This window comes from Methanosarcina sp., assembly GCF_028693135.1.
Classification (GTDB): domain Archaea; phylum Halobacteriota; class Methanosarcinia; order Methanosarcinales; family Methanosarcinaceae; genus Methanosarcina.
Genome location: NZ_JAQUVZ010000066.1, coordinates 1 through 16,533 on the forward strand (window position 1 = coordinate 1; position 16,533 = coordinate 16,533).

17 protein-coding genes are annotated in these 16,533 nt (G+C 41.8%); 7 read left to right on the forward strand and 10 right to left on the reverse strand.

Annotated features, from left to right (window positions below):
• Window positions 1-456 precede the first annotated feature (456 nt).
• The gene (locus tag PHF18_RS17020; RefSeq protein ID WP_300104841.1) at window positions 457-1,122 is read left to right on the forward strand and encodes a peroxiredoxin; all 666 of its coding nucleotides are present in this window, start codon (window positions 457-459) and stop codon (window positions 1,120-1,122) included.
• A gap of 93 nt (window positions 1,123-1,215) precedes the next feature.
• On the opposite strand, the gene proC is transcribed toward PHF18_RS17020, so the two are convergent.
• From proC to PHF18_RS17035, 3 genes are all read right to left on the reverse strand, one after another.
• Window positions 1,216-2,028 (reverse strand): pyrroline-5-carboxylate reductase, encoded by an 813-nt coding sequence (gene proC / locus PHF18_RS17025; RefSeq protein ID WP_300104818.1) that lies wholly within the window; start codon window positions 2,026-2,028, stop codon window positions 1,216-1,218.
• 253 nt (window positions 2,029-2,281) lie between these two features.
• Entirely contained in the window at window positions 2,282-3,439 is a 1,158-nt protein-coding gene (gene proB / locus PHF18_RS17030; protein ID WP_300104820.1) for a glutamate 5-kinase, read from the reverse strand.
• 139 nt (window positions 3,440-3,578) lie between these two features.
• Window positions 3,579-4,922, reverse strand: a complete 1,344-nt coding sequence (locus PHF18_RS17035) for a glutamate-5-semialdehyde dehydrogenase (protein WP_300104821.1) — start codon at window positions 4,920-4,922, stop codon at window positions 3,579-3,581.
• Between the two features lie 1,345 nt (window positions 4,923-6,267).
• Between PHF18_RS17035 and PHF18_RS17040 the strand changes: the two genes are divergently transcribed.
• Window positions 6,268-6,672, forward strand: a complete 405-nt coding sequence (locus tag PHF18_RS17040) for a DUF356 domain-containing protein (protein WP_300104823.1) — start codon at window positions 6,268-6,270, stop codon at window positions 6,670-6,672.
• A gap of 224 nt (window positions 6,673-6,896) precedes the next feature.
• On the opposite strand, the gene PHF18_RS17045 is transcribed toward PHF18_RS17040, so the two are convergent.
• Together PHF18_RS17045 and PHF18_RS17050 are read right to left on the reverse strand one after the other, a co-directional pair.
• Window positions 6,897-7,331, reverse strand: coding sequence for a toprim domain-containing protein (locus PHF18_RS17045; protein ID WP_300104825.1), 435 nt, complete (start codon window positions 7,329-7,331; stop codon window positions 6,897-6,899).
• Window positions 7,332-7,398: 67 nt separating this feature from the next.
• A complete protein-coding gene (locus PHF18_RS17050; protein ID WP_300104843.1) occupies window positions 7,399-7,725 on the reverse strand; it encodes a DUF167 domain-containing protein in 327 nt (108 codons plus the stop codon).
• Between the two features lie 680 nt (window positions 7,726-8,405).
• On the opposite strand from PHF18_RS17050, the gene PHF18_RS17055 reads away from it, so the two are divergent.
• From PHF18_RS17055 to PHF18_RS17070, 4 genes are all read left to right on the forward strand, one after another.
• A complete protein-coding gene (locus PHF18_RS17055; RefSeq protein ID WP_300104827.1) occupies window positions 8,406-9,515 on the forward strand; it encodes an amidohydrolase family protein in 1,110 nt (369 codons plus the stop codon).
• Between the two features lie 19 nt (window positions 9,516-9,534).
• Window positions 9,535-9,987 (forward strand): universal stress protein, encoded by a 453-nt coding sequence (locus PHF18_RS17060; RefSeq protein WP_300104829.1) that lies wholly within the window; start codon window positions 9,535-9,537, stop codon window positions 9,985-9,987.
• Between the two features lie 85 nt (window positions 9,988-10,072).
• Window positions 10,073-10,927, forward strand: a complete 855-nt coding sequence (locus PHF18_RS17065; RefSeq protein ID WP_300104831.1) for a CBS domain-containing protein — start codon at window positions 10,073-10,075, stop codon at window positions 10,925-10,927.
• Window positions 10,928-11,168: 241 nt separating this feature from the next.
• Window positions 11,169-11,855: a 2,5-diamino-6-(ribosylamino)-4(3H)-pyrimidinone 5'-phosphate reductase gene (locus tag PHF18_RS17070; RefSeq protein WP_300104833.1), complete on the forward strand. Its 687-nt coding sequence runs from the start codon at window positions 11,169-11,171 to the stop codon at window positions 11,853-11,855.
• Between the two features lie 185 nt (window positions 11,856-12,040).
• Here the strand turns inward: PHF18_RS17070 and PHF18_RS17075 are convergent, their stop codons facing one another.
• A complete protein-coding gene (locus PHF18_RS17075; RefSeq protein ID WP_300104834.1) occupies window positions 12,041-12,760 on the reverse strand; it encodes a YkgJ family cysteine cluster protein in 720 nt (239 codons plus the stop codon).
• A 509-nt stretch (window positions 12,761-13,269) separates the two neighbouring features.
• On the opposite strand from PHF18_RS17075, the gene PHF18_RS17080 reads away from it, so the two are divergent.
• Window positions 13,270-13,443: a DUF5350 domain-containing protein gene (locus PHF18_RS17080; protein WP_198143816.1), complete on the forward strand. Its 174-nt coding sequence runs from the start codon at window positions 13,270-13,272 to the stop codon at window positions 13,441-13,443.
• A 583-nt stretch (window positions 13,444-14,026) separates the two neighbouring features.
• Here the strand turns inward: PHF18_RS17080 and crcB (PHF18_RS17085) are convergent.
• The 4 genes from crcB (PHF18_RS17085) to PHF18_RS17100 form a co-directional block, all read right to left on the reverse strand.
• A complete protein-coding gene (gene crcB, locus PHF18_RS17085; protein WP_300104836.1) occupies window positions 14,027-14,395 on the reverse strand; it encodes a fluoride efflux transporter CrcB in 369 nt (122 codons plus the stop codon).
• A gap of 3 nt (window positions 14,396-14,398) precedes the next feature.
• On the reverse strand, window positions 14,399-14,779 hold the full coding sequence (gene crcB / locus PHF18_RS17090) for a fluoride efflux transporter CrcB (protein ID WP_300104837.1): 381 nt from the start codon (window positions 14,777-14,779) through the stop codon (window positions 14,399-14,401).
• Between the two features lie 156 nt (window positions 14,780-14,935).
• On the reverse strand, window positions 14,936-16,129 hold the full coding sequence (glp, locus tag PHF18_RS17095) for a gephyrin-like molybdotransferase Glp (protein ID WP_300104838.1): 1,194 nt from the start codon (window positions 16,127-16,129) through the stop codon (window positions 14,936-14,938).
• Window positions 16,130-16,149: 20 nt separating this feature from the next.
• On the reverse strand, window positions 16,150-16,443 hold the full coding sequence (locus PHF18_RS17100; protein ID WP_300104839.1) for a ubiquitin-like small modifier protein 1: 294 nt from the start codon (window positions 16,441-16,443) through the stop codon (window positions 16,150-16,152).
• Window positions 16,444-16,533: the final 90 nt, after the last annotated feature.

Consider the following 16,533-nt stretch of genomic DNA (forward strand, 5'->3'; position numbering starts at 1 on the left):
GAAGAGCCAAATAAAAAACAACCTTCCTGTCCCAAGGTAATGATGGAGTTAATATCAAAAAAAGGTAAGTGAAAAGGACTTTCATTGTTTGGGCATGTTATTCGAAGAATTTCATGTGCGTTTTTTACAGTTTGTTTTTACATATATATGAATTTCTTTTAGCTTCAATTTATATAAGCAATCAGAGACACGATTTTCAACACAAATTCTCTTTTAAACCTGTTCATAAAAATAAGGCAACAAATGTTGAAACTCTGAATGTTAGTGGGTAACTCTCCAGTAAGATATATAACAATGAGAATTAATAATAAAGTGTTTTTTGGGGACGATTAAGGGAACATGTAGTTTTATTCAGGATTCAGTACCGATAACCTGAAGTCGTCTGGTTTAGATAAAGGAAACAGATTGCAGTCTAAAATATGAGGTGAAAACATCACAGAAACAGAATCCGAACAGATACGTATGCCTCTCATTGGAGATGATGCCCCTTCATTTACCGCAGTGACCACACAGGGAATGATCAATTTCCCCGAGGACTATAAAGGAAAATGGGTCATCCTATTCAGTCACCCTGCAGACTTCACGCCAGTATGCACTACAGAATTCATGACCTTTGCCAGTATGCAGGAAGAATTCAGGGAAATGAACACCGAACTTATAGGGCTCTCCATAGACAGCGTTTATTCCCATATTGCCTGGCTTAAGCGGATCGAAGAGAAAATCGAATATAAAGGAATGAAAAATCTCGAGATCAAATTCCCGGTGATAGAAGACCTGAAGATGGATGTCGCGAAAAAATATGGCATGATCCAGCCAAAAGCCTCGACCACCCAGGCTGTAAGAGCCGTATTTATTATTGATCCGGAGGCAAAAGTCAGGACAATACTCTACTATCCGCAGTCAACCGGAAGGAATATGCAGGAGATCAAGAGGATCGTGATCGCCCTGCAGAAAAATGCGGCAGAAAAAGTTGCAACCCCTGCGAACTGGCAGCCAGGAGATGACGTAATCATTCCGACTCCGAATACAATGGAAGGAGTGAAAGAAAGGCTTGGAAAGGAAGAAGAAGGCAAGCTCTGTCTTGACTGGTTTATATGTCTGAAAAAAGATAGCCAAAAATAATTTCAAAACAATAAATCACATTATTTTCCTTTTTTAGTAACTATACCTTGAATAATTACTATATAAAATTAAAAAGAAGGAAGGAATCGGATTTTATTTTTTTCCGAGTTCCTTTGAACGTTCGCTTGCCCTTATAACGGCATTCATAAAGGCAGCTCGGATTCCGGCTTCTTCAAGGGCGTGAACCCCCTGAATGGTAGTCCCGGCAGGAGATGTAACCATATCTTTGAGTTCTCCGGGGTGCATGCCTGTTTCAAGCACCATTTTTGCAGCTCCGAGCACAGTCTGGGCTGCAAGAGTAAGGGCGCTCTTTCTGTCCATTCCCTCAAGGACAGCCCCATCAGCCATTGCTTCAATAACCGGAAAAATGAACGCAGGCCCACTGCCCGAAAGCCCTGTAACGGCATCCATAAGAGATTCCGGCAACTGAACTGCTGTGCCAACCGCAGAAAAGATCTTCAGTGCAGCTTTCACATCATCCTGAGTGGCGTTTTTTCCAGGGGCAATCCCTGAAGCAGCTTCAGAAACTGTGGCTGCTATGTTTGGCATCACGCGCACAACCCTGGTGCCTTCGAGGAGAGCATCCTCGTAGGTGGAGAGAGGTACTCCTGCAGCAATTGATATCACGAGTTTTTCTGAAGTTATATCTTTCTTCAGATTTGCGAGCACCGAGCCCAGGGTCTGGGGCTTTACTGCAAGAATCAGAATATCCGAATCCCGGACAATATCAGCGTTGTCAGTTGACACCCGGATTCCCAGTTTTGCCTGCAGCTCTTTCAAAAAGGGCTCGTATACATCACTTGCCCCGACATTTTCAGGCTTTACGATTCCGGCTTTAATGATGCCCTGCATGAGAGCAGAGCCCATTTTCCCTGCTCCTATGAATCCTATTTTTTGATCTGTCATATATGAAATCTCCTTATTTCCAGAAAATAATTGTAAATTAACTGTATATTTGAAAGGAACTGGTTTCGAAGTTGACCCGCAAGAGGTTAATTTCAATGCATGCCTGCATTTCTTTGCCTGTTAAAGCTTCGAAAACTCAATATTACCTGTTAAGGCTTCAGAAACTCTATAGCACCGGTTAGACTCCCAGAATCGATAATACTGGTTTCCAGGGCCAGAGGAGATCCGGGAAATCTTTCTGAACCCGATGGATTTAGTTTAACTCTTGCAGTATGCCGATATTTTCTTTCTTTATAACATTATCATAATTATTATGGCCCAGAATATTTTCAATTTGATCTGTGTGGGCTCCTCTGATTTTGATAAGTTCTTCGGATGTATAGTCTGTAATTCCTTTTGCAAAGACTCTGCCTTCACACTCGAGCTTCACGATGTCTCCCCTATCAAAAGTTCCCTCAATACCCACAATGCCTGCCGGAAGGAGGCTGTTTTTTCCAAGAACTGCAGCTTTTGCCCCGGCATCCACACGGACAGTTCCTGAAGCCCTGGCAAGAATAATCCAGCGGGAGCGGTTTTTCTGAATATGCCTCTCAGCAAGGAAGAGAGTTCCGATCTCTTCTCCAGAGAGAATCTTCAGGATAATATTCTCTACTTCACTGTTTGCGATTACGACATAGCAGCCTGCCATGCTGCATATCTTTGCAGCTTTTATCTTGGTCCGCATTCCCCCCACACCCTTAAAGCTCGTAGGGTCTCCTCCGTAGCTCTCTATTTCAGGTGTGATCTTTTTTACAAGGGTCAGAAGTCTTGCATCACTATGCGTTTTTGGGTTCTTGTCAAAGAGACCGTCAATGTCCGAAAGGATGATCAGGAGATCGGCATCAATTTTGCTTGCAACCATTGCAGAGAGTTTGTCATTGTCCCCGAAGATTGCTTCAATCTCGTTCGTACAGGTACAGTCGTTTTCGTTTATTATCGGGACGACCCCATACTCCAGAAGGGTTGAAATGCTGTTTCTCAGGTTAAGGTAGGTTACGCGATCTGAATAGAATTCGTATGTAAGAAGTATCTGGGCTACCTTCATCCCGTGCCTGGAAAAAGCCTTGATCCAGTCCTGCATCAGTATGCTCTGCCCCACAGCTGCAGCTGCCTGCCTTATAGGGATCTCACGGGGTTTAGGGTCTATGCCCAGCTCGTTAAGCCCGACTCCTATCGCTCCCGAACTTACAAGAATTACTTCTTTTCCCTTTTTTCGAAGCTCGGATACCTGAGCGGCAACGCTTTCCATGAAGAGTGGGTCAATGTTGCAGTTTTCCCTTGTATGGTCACAGCCCTTTCTGGTGATCGAAGAAGTTCCAATCTTAATAACGATTTTATTAACATCACGGAAGAATTGTTCTCTATCTGTCAATGGAAGTGCCTCTTAAGGTTATTTGGAAAACTGCTGCAGATGATCTCAGCTGCCAGCCAGGATTTCCGGTTTTTGCACTTAACCTGCGCTGGTATTTCAATTCAAATATATAAGCATATCATAAATATTCAAGAATGTATTAATCCACATCCTCAAACTTAAGGTCAAGCTTCCTGTGGGTATAGGGTTTTGCATTTTCTCCTGCATAGTCGGCAACAACCTGGCCTTTTCCCATAAGAATATATTTGTAAATCAGTAGCCCTTCCATGCCAACAGGTCCGCGGGAGTGAATCTTGTTTGTACTGATTCCTACCTCTGCGCCTTTTCCATAACGGTAGCCGTCCGCAAAACGGGTAGAGGCGTTCACCATAACGCTTGAAGAGTCAATAAGCCCTATGAACTCTTTCCTCCGGGAAATATTTTCCGTGATTATCCCATCGGTGTGGTGGGATCCGAAGGTGTTTATGTGGTCAATTGCTGCTTTTATGGTGTCTACAAGCTTTATTGAAAGGATAAGGTCGTTATATTCAAGGCTCCAGTCCTCTTCAGTAGCTCTTGAAAGAGGGGAAAGCCCTTTTTCTGCAAGCAAGGAATAGCTGTCCTCGTCACAGCGCAGTTCAACCCCTGCCCCAATATACATTTCTGCCATTTTCGGCAGAAAAGCTTCCGCAATCTTGCGGTTTATAAGAAGAGTTTCAATGGCGTTGCATACTGCGGGGTACTGGACCTTGGCATCAAAACAGACCTTCCAGGCTGTGTCCAGATCTGCAAACTCATCCACATAGATATGGCAGATCCCACTTGTGTGCCCGAGTACCGGGATTTTTGTATTATCCTGAATGAACTTGACAAACTCATTGGAGCCTCTGGGGATCAGGAGATCTACATAAGCATCAAGGCTTAGAAGGCTCATGATTTCTTCTCTGGTTTCCATTAGCTGGAAGGCTCCTTTCGGCATGCCCTCGGTGGATTCTATGGCTTTTACAAGAATTTCGAAAATTGTGCGGTTTGACTCCCTGGCTTCACTTCCGCCTTTGAAAATAGTTGCATTTCCGCTCTTCAAACAAAGAGACATTACCTGAGGCACTACGTCAGGTCGGGATTCAAAAATTACTCCTATCAGACCTATAGGGCAGCTAACCTGATAGAGGATCAAATCATTATCAAGCTCGAGTGTGGCAAGAGTGTCCCCCACAGGGTCTTTGAGCCCTATTACATCCCTTATTCCTGCTATCATCCCATCGACCTTTGAGTCAGTGACTTTAAGCCTGTCTACAAGGGCCTGGGTGAGCTTCCCGGTTTTTTTTAGTTCGGCTGCATATTCAAGATCCTTTAAATTTGCTTCAATGATAGCTTTTCGTTCCCTATCCAGGGCTTTTGCCATAGCCTCAAGCGCCCTGTTTTTAACCTCTTCGCTTACATCGGAAAGTTCAATTGAAGCTTTTTTTGCTTTAACCACTTTAGTTTCAATATCTTTAACCATATATTCACCGTCTTTATAGGAAGAAGCGTAAAACCTTGAAGTCTTCAGCTTCGTGGGAGATATTCGTCAACTTCCTCACGTTCTCTTGTTATTGATTTTGCGAACTTATTTCTATTCTGAAGTCTATTGCCCTGTGCTGAAATCTCAAAGCGATTCCCAGGCACGAGATAGAGATATTTTGCTGTTACCACAATTCAATTCTCGCAATTGCCCTGTTAACCAACACTTCACAATCGTACTTATTCTCTAAGGGCTGGAGACTGTGCCAGCGAAAACTGGAATCCTAAAGGAAGCTCAAGTACATATTTTCACCGGACACGGGGTGGAGCCTGCTTGATTTGTGAACAATAGTCTGAAGAATGACACAGGAAGCCCGTTAAATCTTTAGATTTAGCGGGCAGTTCACATCTAACCCTGGACACTTAATCTGGACACTTAATCCTGGATACTTCAACCAGATAGTCTGGTAACAGGCTCCTAAACCGAATCCAATTTATTGAACCCGACTTGTTGGATCAAAGATATATTAAGATGTAATTAATTGAGGTTATAAGAGAAGAACTCAGTCCACAGAATATTTGGGTTTTTTCATGCACGGGGACGAAAAAAGAACCCAGGTAGTCCTATGATAAATATTTTTGTATACTGTCTCGATATATGATATGGCAAGGTTCTAAATAAAAGATACCATTTAACGAAGTAATTTTTAGTTAATGTGGCAGAATCTAATCAATTATGTTTATATTATTCCACTTTTATATAATTTATAAAGATATTTTCTAAATTTATAAATACACGTTTAAAGCTGGAATATTCCCTTATTTCTTCATTAGCTCGGAAAAATGTCTCCATTCATATTGACTCTGGGATTAAAAATGTAGTTTATAGGATCAACAAGAAAATATTATCTTATTAAATGAAATAAAATAAAATAAAATCTAGTTTCTTAAATAACTCAACTAAATAGGATATATCGTAAAGTTATCCTGTTATTAAAATATTATTTCAAAACGAATATATATACGATGCATATAACTATAGCATATGCGACTTTCTTTCATGGAAGCGCATACTAACTCTTTAAAAAATAAATTGTGGAACACCCTTATAATTTTTGAGTAAATTCTACCTCAGAAGAAAGGCGGACAAAATATTACGGCCCCGGAACTGGTCATTTTTAACATTATTATTAACATTATTATTAACATTATTAATATGATGAGGGTGCCACATTCACCTGAAAAGTCGTGGTCGTCCACTAAGCCTTTTCATACACAAAGTTTATTATAGGGGCAGATCCATATCGAAATGGGGATAACTTCTTTAGATTGGTGGTGTGTAAAAAATGAAATCATTCGCGTTAGTCCGGGCAGACGACTCGGATAAAGTAAAAATAGCATTACATGACCTGGAACGATACGGGCATATCCAATTTTCAGCGACACCCAAATGTATAGAACCAAACTATGCTGATGAGCTTCTTGTAAGTGTAATGGGCGTATCACTCAAGTCAAAATGTAACTCTGCAGCTCTTGTGGAGTTGAATAACCACGCTGGGGCGGCTATTAGCAGGTTGAAAAAGATTCACCCTCCTGCGCATATAATTATTATCAGTCCAAGGCATAAAATGTTTGAAGACCTGGCTGGCAAATTTCAAAAATATCCGGAATTTGACAGAACATTCAATCATCAAAAAAATCCGCAAAATATGGAGCTGATTCCGGATAAAGCAGAATCATCCAATGTATAATTCATAATTCTTTCTCTTTTTTAGGTTAAAGTAAACATTAACTTTTATTTTTTCTTTTTCTGAAATATGTAGGAAAAAAAGTAACTCTTTTTTTTGACTAGCTGACTTTTTAGCAGAATTTTTCCCAGGTTTTTATCTCCATTCTAAAGTTTCATAGGGTATTTAAGCATCTTTATATCAATTTATACATTTGGAGTATTTGGATGGTCCATTCGTTTTGAGGTTCAGGTTCCATATTCCTGGTCGAAAGATGAGCCGGTCTTTGACCTTAGCTTGGAAACGTAAGTATAAAGGCTTTCCACATCTTTAATTTCCTTCTGCGTTATTAGCTTCAGTTTATCCCGGATCTGGAGTTCAGGTTTTATTCCAAAGTTACCAAAGTATTCTGAAAGTTTGGCTGCAAGCAGGTTCCCTCTCCGATCCCAATCCGTGAGTATGATAACCTCAAAGCCGAGTTGTGCTATCCTCTCTGAAAAATTGAAAAGAGATTGGTGGGTTGCAAGCTCAAAGCTGCCTTCAATACCGAGCCGTTTCATGGAAAGAATATCTCTTTTTCCTTCAACAATAATCACTGCCCCTTTTTCAGAGTGTTCTGACAATTCTGAGAGCAGCTCTTCAATCCTTTCCAGCCTTTTTCTGTATATTTCAAGATCAGTCACGTTACTCTGCAACCTTTTTCGTTATACCGGAGATATAGTTTGGAAGCCCCTTTCTGCAATCCAGTCTTTATCCTTTTAAACGGGCTCCAAAAACCGAAACTGCCCTTTGATAGGAAACCCCTTTTACCAGTAAAGACTTCTTGCTGCTTGTAGCTCCACTGTTTATCAGGATATTCGAACTGCTGATCTCAAAGAGTTCGGCAAGGCTCTCAATAAGTTGTCCATTTGCTTTTCCTTTCTGGGCGTTTTTAGTAAGTTTTACTTCGATTCTCCTGCGCCATTCATTATAACCGCTGGGAACAGAAAGTGACCTGGAACCCGGGGTAACTTCGATATCAATAATAATGCCTGAATCCAGAGCTTTTATTGCCTCTTCGAAGGACATATGTGTCATCATTTTAAAGGTCTATATATAAATGAGTAACTGGATAACCGACAAATGGTAGTAATAACCATTGATCAATAAAAATAGCCAGAATCGAATAAAGCTATAATCAAATACGGGCTGACCGACAACCGGAGTCAGCTAATTAAATATTCATTTCTAAATTATATCTAAAAGTTATCATGAGTGAGTTTTATAAAAATAGATCAGTGTAAAAGTGAGTTTTATAATAATGATTTGTGTAAAAACGAGTTTTATAGTAATGATTTGTGTAAAATAGTGTTGTAGCCCGGACGCACTAACTCCGAAAGATCATCCTCTGGTTTTCCGCTGTCCCTTTCAGTTACCCTCGTGCCGAGCAGTGTCACACTATCGGTGTATCGCATTGGGGTTGTCTGTACACTCACAGTTAGGATTTACCATTATCTCATGCAAGGACCTATACAATGCGACAGATGGCTATATATATTTACTAACTTATAAATATGCCGGTGAAAATGAGCCTATCGTGCTTATCTAATTGGGGGCAGCCGCTTAAAACCTAATAATACTTATTCTGGCACGCCCCATACAGATATAAATTTCCGGAAAGCACAAAAAGAGCTTAAGGAAAAGTTATATATGATGTATATGTTTGGTCTCCCATTAATTGAGCACAGGCGTTTGATGAGCATCAGAGGTGCGTATATATGTACGGCACTGAACAGATAATTCCCGGAACAATCATTGCAGGTCCCGAACTGGATCCCATAGTGGGGTACATCTGTGTAAGAAATGGAATTATCACGGAAATAGGGGAAGAACGTACATGTTCTGCAAATATAATAGCTCCTGGTTTTGTCAATGCCCACACTCATCTCGGAGACTCAGTTTGTAAAGACCCATTCATGGGGATCACTTCCGGGTTTCGGGTCAAGAGAGACCTTGACTCTCTGGTAAAGCCGCCGGATGGATTAAAACACAGAATTCTCAGGGAAACTTCTTATGAAACACTTATCGAGTACATTAGAAAGTCTCTTTTAGATATGATTGGGACAGGAACCTGTGCTTTTGCGGATTTTAGAGAAGGAGGAGTTGTAGGGATTGCAGCTTTGAATAAAGCTCTTGAAGGGCTGGGACTGCATTCCCTTATATTTGGTAGGCCTACAGAACCCCAGCTACCTCTGGGAGTTGTACTTGCCGAAGTAAGAAGGGTTTTACTGCATTCCGATGGGCTTGGGATAAGCGGAGCAAACGATTTCAATATGGAACTCTTGCAGGAAATTACAGCCTGTACACGAGCTCAAAAAAAGCTCTTTGCGATCCACGCAGGGGAAAAGAACAGAAGTGACATTGAAAAAGCCCTATCTCTGGAGCCCGACCTGTTGATCCATCTAACACAAGCCACAAAAAAAGACCTTGATGAAGTCGCTCAGGCAGAAGTTCCAGTTGTTGTCTGCCCGAGGTCGAACTTTGTAACAGGAGTAGGGATGGCACCGATAGCTGAAATGCTTGAGGCTGGAATCCGGGTATCTGCAGGGACAGATAATGTAATGTTAAACTCTGTAAATATGTTTGCTGAAATGGAATTTATGTCCAAAATCTTTTCGATCGAAGATAGGCAAGTATTTAAAATTTGCACACTTAATGGTTCTTTTGTAATGGGGCCAGATTCCACGGTTTCGATAGAAAAGGGGAATAAAGCTAATTTGATAATCCTGAATGGAAATTCAAATAATCTGGCAGGGATAAAGAACCCTATAAGTGGAATCACAAGGAGGGCAAGGCCCGACGATCTATTAGCGGTACTTCATTCGTAACGCAAACGGAGAGCAAGACATGACGAGCGAATTTTACCGGAACATAATAATTGCAACAGATGGATCTGAGAATACCCAGAAAGCACTATCTTACGGAATTGAGATTGCAAAACTTAGTGGGGCTACAGTTCATGCACTTTACGTAGTGGACACATCTTCTTTTTCGTCAATACCAATGGATGCAGGATGGGAATCAATGTATGAAATCCTGAAGAAAGAGGGGGAGAAGGCAGTCTCTGAAGTGAAGAAACAAGGAGAGGCTGCAGGTGTGGATGTAAGGGAGGTAATCGAGGAAGGGCACCCGAGTAGTGCGATTATCGAGTTTGCAGAGAATAACAATGTTGATCTGGTAGTTTTGGGGACACTTGGAAAAACCGGGCTTGACAGGTTCCTCCTGGGAAGCGTTGCAGAAAAGGTTGTTAGAGGATCAAAAGTTCCGGTAATGGTTGTCCGTAGTGGAGAATCAAGCTGATATTGCTTTCAACTGGAAGCCTTTTGATTAAGAAGCGATAAACAAAAAAATCCCGGATTCAGAGGACAACACAGGTGTAAATCATATGCCAAAAAACATCTTCATAGAAGATATCATGGTAAGGGACGTTGCATGCGCGACTCTACCAGGTTCTAGGGATGAGGTTCTTAAAATTCTTAAGAACAAACATATCTCGGGAGTCCCGGTACTCAAGGATTCAAAAGTAGTAGGAATCGTGACCCGGACAAACCTGTTACAAAACCCTGAAGAAGAACAGTTGGCCCTTCTTATGACACGAGACCCGATAACCATATCCCCTGGATCGGACCTGCAGACAGCTGCACGCTTGCTTCTGCAGCATGAAGTAAGAAGACTTCCAGTAGTCGATGATGGAAAACTCGTGGGGCTTGTTACGGTTGCAGATGTCGTGGGTACAATTGCGGATATGAATATCGATATTCCTATCAAGGACTATGTGGAAAAGGAAGTAGTAGCAATCTACAGTGATACACCTTTGCCTGTCGTAGCCAGGATCATGGAACTTGCCAATGTCAAGGCTGTGCCTGTGCTTGATGCTGCCCTGGAACTCATTGGGATTATCTCGGATCGGGACGTTATCTCTGCAAGCGTTATTGAAGACAGTGTAGAGATGTCGGATATGTCTGCAGGTCAGGATGATGATGCATGGACCTGGGAATCAATGCGGGATACCATGAGCATCTACTACAGCGTGTCCAGAATCAAGGTCCCGAATTTGATTGGAAGCGACGTCATGATCAGGGAACCGATCACAGCTACCTACATTGCATCTGTCAGTGACTGCGCAAGAAAAATGAAACGTAACAGGATTGACCAGATACCAATCATTAATTCAAACCGCAAGCTTCAGGGTCTCTTAAGAGACCACGACCTCCTTAAACCCCTGATAGACTCGGAATAAGCCGGGTTGAAATCCCGGACTGAGAAAAGTTTTGAGCAAGGCCAGAAATAGTTTAAGCCTCTTCTCAAACTTATTTCAGTCAAAAAATAAAAACATCCCGAAAAAACTGGGACAAAACAGACTTAAGGTCAAGTACCAGGCAGATTCCAGAATTGCAATGCAGATTCCAGAATTCTAATCCTGGAAGGCGACTTTTAGACAAAGTGCCTCTCAATTGAATACTTTTTTCAGGAGCCACAAAATGGACAGGCCCTTTATTTTTATAAACTCAGCTATATCGGCCGACGGCAAGCTCTCAACAAAGGAGAGGAAGCAGGTAAAGATCTCCGGAAAACTCGATTTTGAGAGAGTGGATGAACTCCGAGCCCAGGCAGATGCAATCATGGTAGGGATAGGAACCGTACTTGCCGATGACCCCAGCCTTACTGTAAAATCTCCTGAAAGGAAAGCCGCCCGAAAAATCGCCGGAAAAAACGAAAATCCAGTAAGGATTATTGTGGACAGTGCCGCAAGAACCCCTCTGGATGCCGATATATTCAAAAAAGGAGACGGGCTCAGGATAATTGCTGTTTCAAATTCAGCCCCTGCAGAAAAAATCAAAAGCCTCGAAGAAAAAGCTCTGGTCATTAAAACAGGAGCCCTTAAAGTTGACCTTGGAGAGCTTGCAGCAAAATTAAAGAAAATGGGCATAAACACCCTCATGGTCGAAGGAGGCGCGACCCTGAACTGGGGCATGCTCTCTGCAGGCCTTGTTGATGAGGTTTATACTTTCGTTGGAAACCTCATCATTGGAGGAAAAACAGCCCCGACTTTTACGGATGGGGAAGGTTTCACGGAAGCCGAAATCTTTGGACTTGAATTGCTTTCGGCTGACAAAATTGAAGAAGGAATACTTCTTAAGTGGAAGGTCAAAGGTAAAAGAAACTGAAATTTTTTCCATTCTTCCTTTTCCTTTCTTTCTTTTCCTTTCTTTCTTTTCCTTTCCTTTTCTTCCCTTACGATTTTAACAAAATATTGTCTTTTTATCTAAAAATAAATTTTTCAGTCATTTTAATTTATTTTTAAAGTCTATTACCTTGATGAGTTTGTTCCCAGATTAAGCAGTTCTGCTGGTTACCTATCCGGTTCAGACCTGAGTTTTTGCTTTTCAAACCCGCCTTTGCAGTATACAAAAACTTCCAGTTCACATTCCCCTTTAAGAAATTCCCTCATTCTGCGGTCATATATACTCTGGACGTGTTTCAGACCGTTCTTCCTGAAGTGAGTCCTTACAGCTTCGAAAAATTCAATCATCTGTTTGAGATAAGCTTCTTCATAAGCCCTGGTCTCACGTGCAACTCCTTCACATTCTGAATCGCCGAGTTCTGAATGATAACTCCCATGCTCGTTTAAGCCGCTTATCTGCCGCCAGTCTATTTTTCCTGTTTCATCGGCTTCTCTGTGAAGCATGTGGGGATATACCCTGCAGATTAAAGGGCGGCTCTCATAAATCCTGCACCTTTTATTTTCCAGGAAAATGCAGGAGCCGTCAGGTTTTGTTTTCAGGGCATAGCCGGAAACGTAGAACCTGCCTTTCTGGTCGCAAAATTCGTAATAAGGGGCAGGAGTAACGGCATCAGGATCGATTTGCTTTATTCTTTCCAGGTCTGAATCAAGCAGAAATACATGGTCATTAAACTCTTTAGTGCAGCAGCGGGCACAGAGTTCACATCTGAATCCCAGTTCTTTGATTATGCCGACAAATTCAGAGTCCGGGAAGCTTTTTAAATCCAGAAGTTCCTCTCGCACTTCGGCCAGCCTGGTTTCAATAGGATTATTTTTTACGGAAATCACCTTTTCATAAGAGAATAATGAGATATTTGTCCTACGATTCGTTTATTCCTGCTATTCATCCCGTTTCTGGCATTATCTAAGTGCCTGCGCAGTTTCAGATGGGTCTATATGCATCTTCCTGAAGTAGAATTATTTATATCTTGCGCATGTCTTCCACGTTTTTATGCCTGGATTTCGGTAAATGTCCGTAACATTTAATTACTAGCATTTCTCTCTATGATAAACTCAAGGTTTGATGAAACTCATAATTTCTTACTTTCAGGTTTCAAGGAATATCAAATATTCCAATCAAGATCATTGAAATATTATCGATTTGACATATTATCGAATCAAAATATCTTTTGCTGAAACACTGCTGAATAAAAAATCCGCGGCAAACAGCAGTGTTCGGTGATAAGGTGAATCTGGTATGTGAATAAATCGTATTTGAATAATCATATTTGAATGAAGCACTTATAAGTTAAAGCAAATACAGAATAAATTCTAATCAAAATTAACGAGGAATGATAATGGGCAAAACCGGCAGCATTGATTGGGTAAAAGTAAAAGGCAGAAAAGGCAGAGTAATCAAGGTTCAGAGATCGAAAGCTCAGAAAGCACATCCCGGACCTTCACAGCGTTTCACCTCTTCAGGTCACAAGAGGCGCTTCATAAGAAGATCTGCAAAAGCCCTTGTAAAATAACTTAAGGGCTTTTCTATTTTACCATTTTTTAGTCATCAATTTTTAAGTTACGTCACAGTTTTTTACAAGAAACAAAGGGGTTAGTTTACTCTAGGCAACCCTATCTTTAATTGATGTTTTTTAGTTCGCTGCTTCTAACAGCTGATGTTTTTAAAATAACAGTTGATGTTTTTAAAATAACAGTTGATGTTTTTAACTTACCTTCGGCAGGTCGACATTTAATTTTAGATAAATTTTGATGATGGCGATTTTGAAATGATGCTCCGTAATTGTGTGTAGTTGTTAGGTTTACATATGACCAATTATTAATCTATTATACTAAACTTTAATGAAAAAATGGTTCAGTGCTTATATAGGTCGTGAGAGTTGGGTCACACGTTAACAAGCTTTAAACATAATAAATAGTTATCTAATGATTTAAAACGGTATCGGGAAAAATGTTCTAATGTCTAATGTCGACCTGCCGAAAGTAAGTTTTAAAATAACAGTTGATGCTTTAAAAAAACAAATTAAAATTAATAGTTTTAGCATACAGGATGCCTGAAACAATACTTTTAACCTGCCCGAGATGGTATCTTCAAAATCAAAGCCTGAGGGCAAGATATGCGATGCTTACTCCCAGGAGGCAGAGCATAACATTTAGAAAGATATTGAGGAAAAATGAAGCGTTTTGACCTTCTTCAAGCAGCTTGAAAGTTTCATAGGCGAAGGTGGAGAAGGTTGTAAAGGAACCCAGAATTCCTATGTTTACCAGATATACCATGGATTCCGGTTCTGAGGAAAAAGTTAAGAGCGCAAGCACTATGCTGCCCAGAAGGTTTACTGTAAGAGTCCCTGCCGGGATATTCTGGATTTTTGGCACGCGGCTTGAAACCGTATAACGAAGAGACGCCCCTATAAAACCTCCAGTGCCTATTAAAAAGAGTTCTCCGATGCCCGATACAGGGAACATATCTCAGATCTCCCTGCTTGAGAGGGCTTTTATAACACTCCTGCCGAAGAATACGCCTGTAAGGGTCAGAAAGAGATTGGCGCTGATATTTCCAAGGGCAGGAATAAAAGGCATGCTGAAAGACTGGACTGTAAATGTTGAAAAGGTTGTAAATGCTCCCATAAACCCTGTTCCGAATGCGATCCGTCCTTTAGGGCCTATGAAGCCCAGATATTCAGTGTCGTACATTATCATGCCCAGCATGAAACTCCCAAGTACGTTTACAGACAGGATACCTAGTTGCCCTTCCACAAGCTCGCAGAGCAAAAATCGGCAAACGGCTCCTAGAAAGCCGCCGGCTCCTATTAATAAAATCTTATCCATTTCTTTATCTGGAGAGGGCATTTTCTTCACTGATATCATTTTTAAAAATTGGGGGAAAGGACGGTTATGTCATTCCTATTACCGCCCATTAGTATAAAATTTTATTCTTTTTCAGTGAGTAATAAAATATGTCCAGTTATCCGTGCCCTTTTCAGTATATGTTCCTGGATATTTATATTACTCGATAAGGAATACCTCAACTTCCTGTCCTTCCTCATAGCCTTCCACGTTCTCAGGAACGAGTACATAGCCGTCAGCTTTTGCAACCGAACTCAGGACTCCTGCACCGGCTCCCATAATTGGGCGTACCCTATCTCCTTCAAAGACAACGCGGATGAAATTAACGTATCCTATTTTTGAGCTTATTTTTGCAGTCAGGCGCTTTCTAAGGACAATTTCCGGTACTTCAGGGATCGAACCCAGTTTCCGGATTCCGGGGCGAACAAAGAAATACAGAGCAACAAGCCCGGCAACCGGGTATCCCGGAAGGCAAACTACAGGAGTTTTATCTATGATCCCAAGGGCTGTAGGTTTCCCGGGAATAATACCAACACCATGCACAAGCAGTTTTCCCAGAGATTCGACAACCTCAGGGGCATGGTCTCTTTTACCAACTGAAGTCCCACCTGAAATGAGGATCATATCGGCGTCCAGGTTTGTTTCCACCGCTTCTCTTATGCTCTCCGGTCGATCAGGTACGATCCCTGTACATCTGAAAACTCCTCCCCATCTTTCCACATAGAGAGCATTCATAAGCCCGTTGGTCTCAAGCACCATTCCCGGAGGAGGCACTTCTCCAGCGGTCTCACGGCTTACCAGTTCGTCTCCCGTGGGGATGATTGCAACCACAGGTTTTCGGAAAACCTTCACCCTTTTCAGTCCAATGGACGCAAGTACTGCAGCGTCACAGGGACGAAGGAGATGCCCCTCCTCAAAAATCAGATCTTTTCTTTTTATGTCCTCTCCTACCTGCCCGACGTTCCTTCCAGGATAAACCTGAACCCGGATTTCTACCATGTCTCTTACTGTAATGGTGTCCTCAACCATTACAACCGCATCAGCTTCTTCCGGCAGTGCGGCTCCGGTATGAATCCACATAGTGGTCCCTTCTTCCATGCTGTCAGAAAGCTGTAAGAGCACGGGATTTGCAGGGGAAGCGCCCGGAGTATCGGATGCCCTGACCGCGTATCCATCCATTGCAGCACGCCTGTAATGAGGGACATCTCTTCCGGAAACTACAGCCTCTGCAAGTACCCTGCCAGCACAGGCTTGAAGTGGTACTTCTTCTGTGTGCTTGAAAGGAGAAATATTCCTGAGGAAAAGCCGTAAAGCTTCATCAACTGAAGTGCGTTCTTTGAATATCCTGCCCATGTCCTCGCCCCTGAAAAAAATCAGCCGCCTGAGACGGGAGGTAGAACTCCAATTTCATCCGAATTCTTAAGGAGAGTATCAAGTCCTTCCAGGTGCCGGACATTGTTTCCGTTTACCAGGATATTAATTGAGCCGCAAAGGATGGGGCTCTCGCTTTTTTCATCATTTTTTTCAAAAATAAGGCTTTTTAACTCCGGATGTTTGTCGGTGAGGGATAAAAGGACATCAATAACCTTTTCTCCGGAAAGCAGGAGTTCTGGTGTGCCTGCTGCCTCACGCAGATTTGCAAATAACTTAATTTTTACTTCAGCCATGAGGAAGACTATTTCATCCTATTCCTTAAATATACCTATGCCTTATAAGGAGCAGCCATCACCGGAAGGTTTGGAAAACAATGCAGCAAA

What these genes read in the sequence shown, in the direction of transcription:
- proC (WP_300104818.1), bottom strand. Translation starts at nt 2,028, where the DNA reads ATGACAGATCAAAAAATAGGATTCATAGGAGCAGGGAAAATGGGCTCT.
- PHF18_RS17035 (WP_300104821.1), bottom strand. Translation starts at nt 4,922, where the DNA reads ATGGTTAAAGATATTGAAACTAAAGTGGTTAAAGCAAAAAAAGCTTCA.
- PHF18_RS17040 (WP_300104823.1), top strand. Translation starts at nt 6,268, where the DNA reads ATGAAATCATTCGCGTTAGTCCGGGCAGACGACTCGGATAAAGTAAAA.
- PHF18_RS17050 (WP_300104843.1), bottom strand. Translation starts at nt 7,725, where the DNA reads ATGACACATATGTCCTTCGAAGAGGCAATAAAAGCTCTGGATTCAGGC.
- PHF18_RS17055 (WP_300104827.1), top strand. Translation starts at nt 8,406, where the DNA reads ATGTACGGCACTGAACAGATAATTCCCGGAACAATCATTGCAGGTCCC.
- PHF18_RS17060 (WP_300104829.1), top strand. Translation starts at nt 9,535, where the DNA reads ATGACGAGCGAATTTTACCGGAACATAATAATTGCAACAGATGGATCT.
- PHF18_RS17065 (WP_300104831.1), top strand. Translation starts at nt 10,073, where the DNA reads ATGCCAAAAAACATCTTCATAGAAGATATCATGGTAAGGGACGTTGCA.
- PHF18_RS17070 (WP_300104833.1), top strand. Translation starts at nt 11,169, where the DNA reads ATGGACAGGCCCTTTATTTTTATAAACTCAGCTATATCGGCCGACGGC.
- PHF18_RS17080 (WP_198143816.1), top strand. Translation starts at nt 13,270, where the DNA reads ATGGGCAAAACCGGCAGCATTGATTGGGTAAAAGTAAAAGGCAGAAAA.
- crcB (WP_300104836.1), bottom strand. Translation starts at nt 14,395, where the DNA reads ATGTTCCCTGTATCGGGCATCGGAGAACTCTTTTTAATAGGCACTGGA.
- crcB (WP_300104837.1), bottom strand. Translation starts at nt 14,779, where the DNA reads ATGCCCTCTCCAGATAAAGAAATGGATAAGATTTTATTAATAGGAGCC.
- glp (WP_300104838.1), bottom strand. Translation starts at nt 16,129, where the DNA reads ATGGGCAGGATATTCAAAGAACGCACTTCAGTTGATGAAGCTTTACGG.
- PHF18_RS17100 (WP_300104839.1), bottom strand. Translation starts at nt 16,443, where the DNA reads ATGGCTGAAGTAAAAATTAAGTTATTTGCAAATCTGCGTGAGGCAGCA.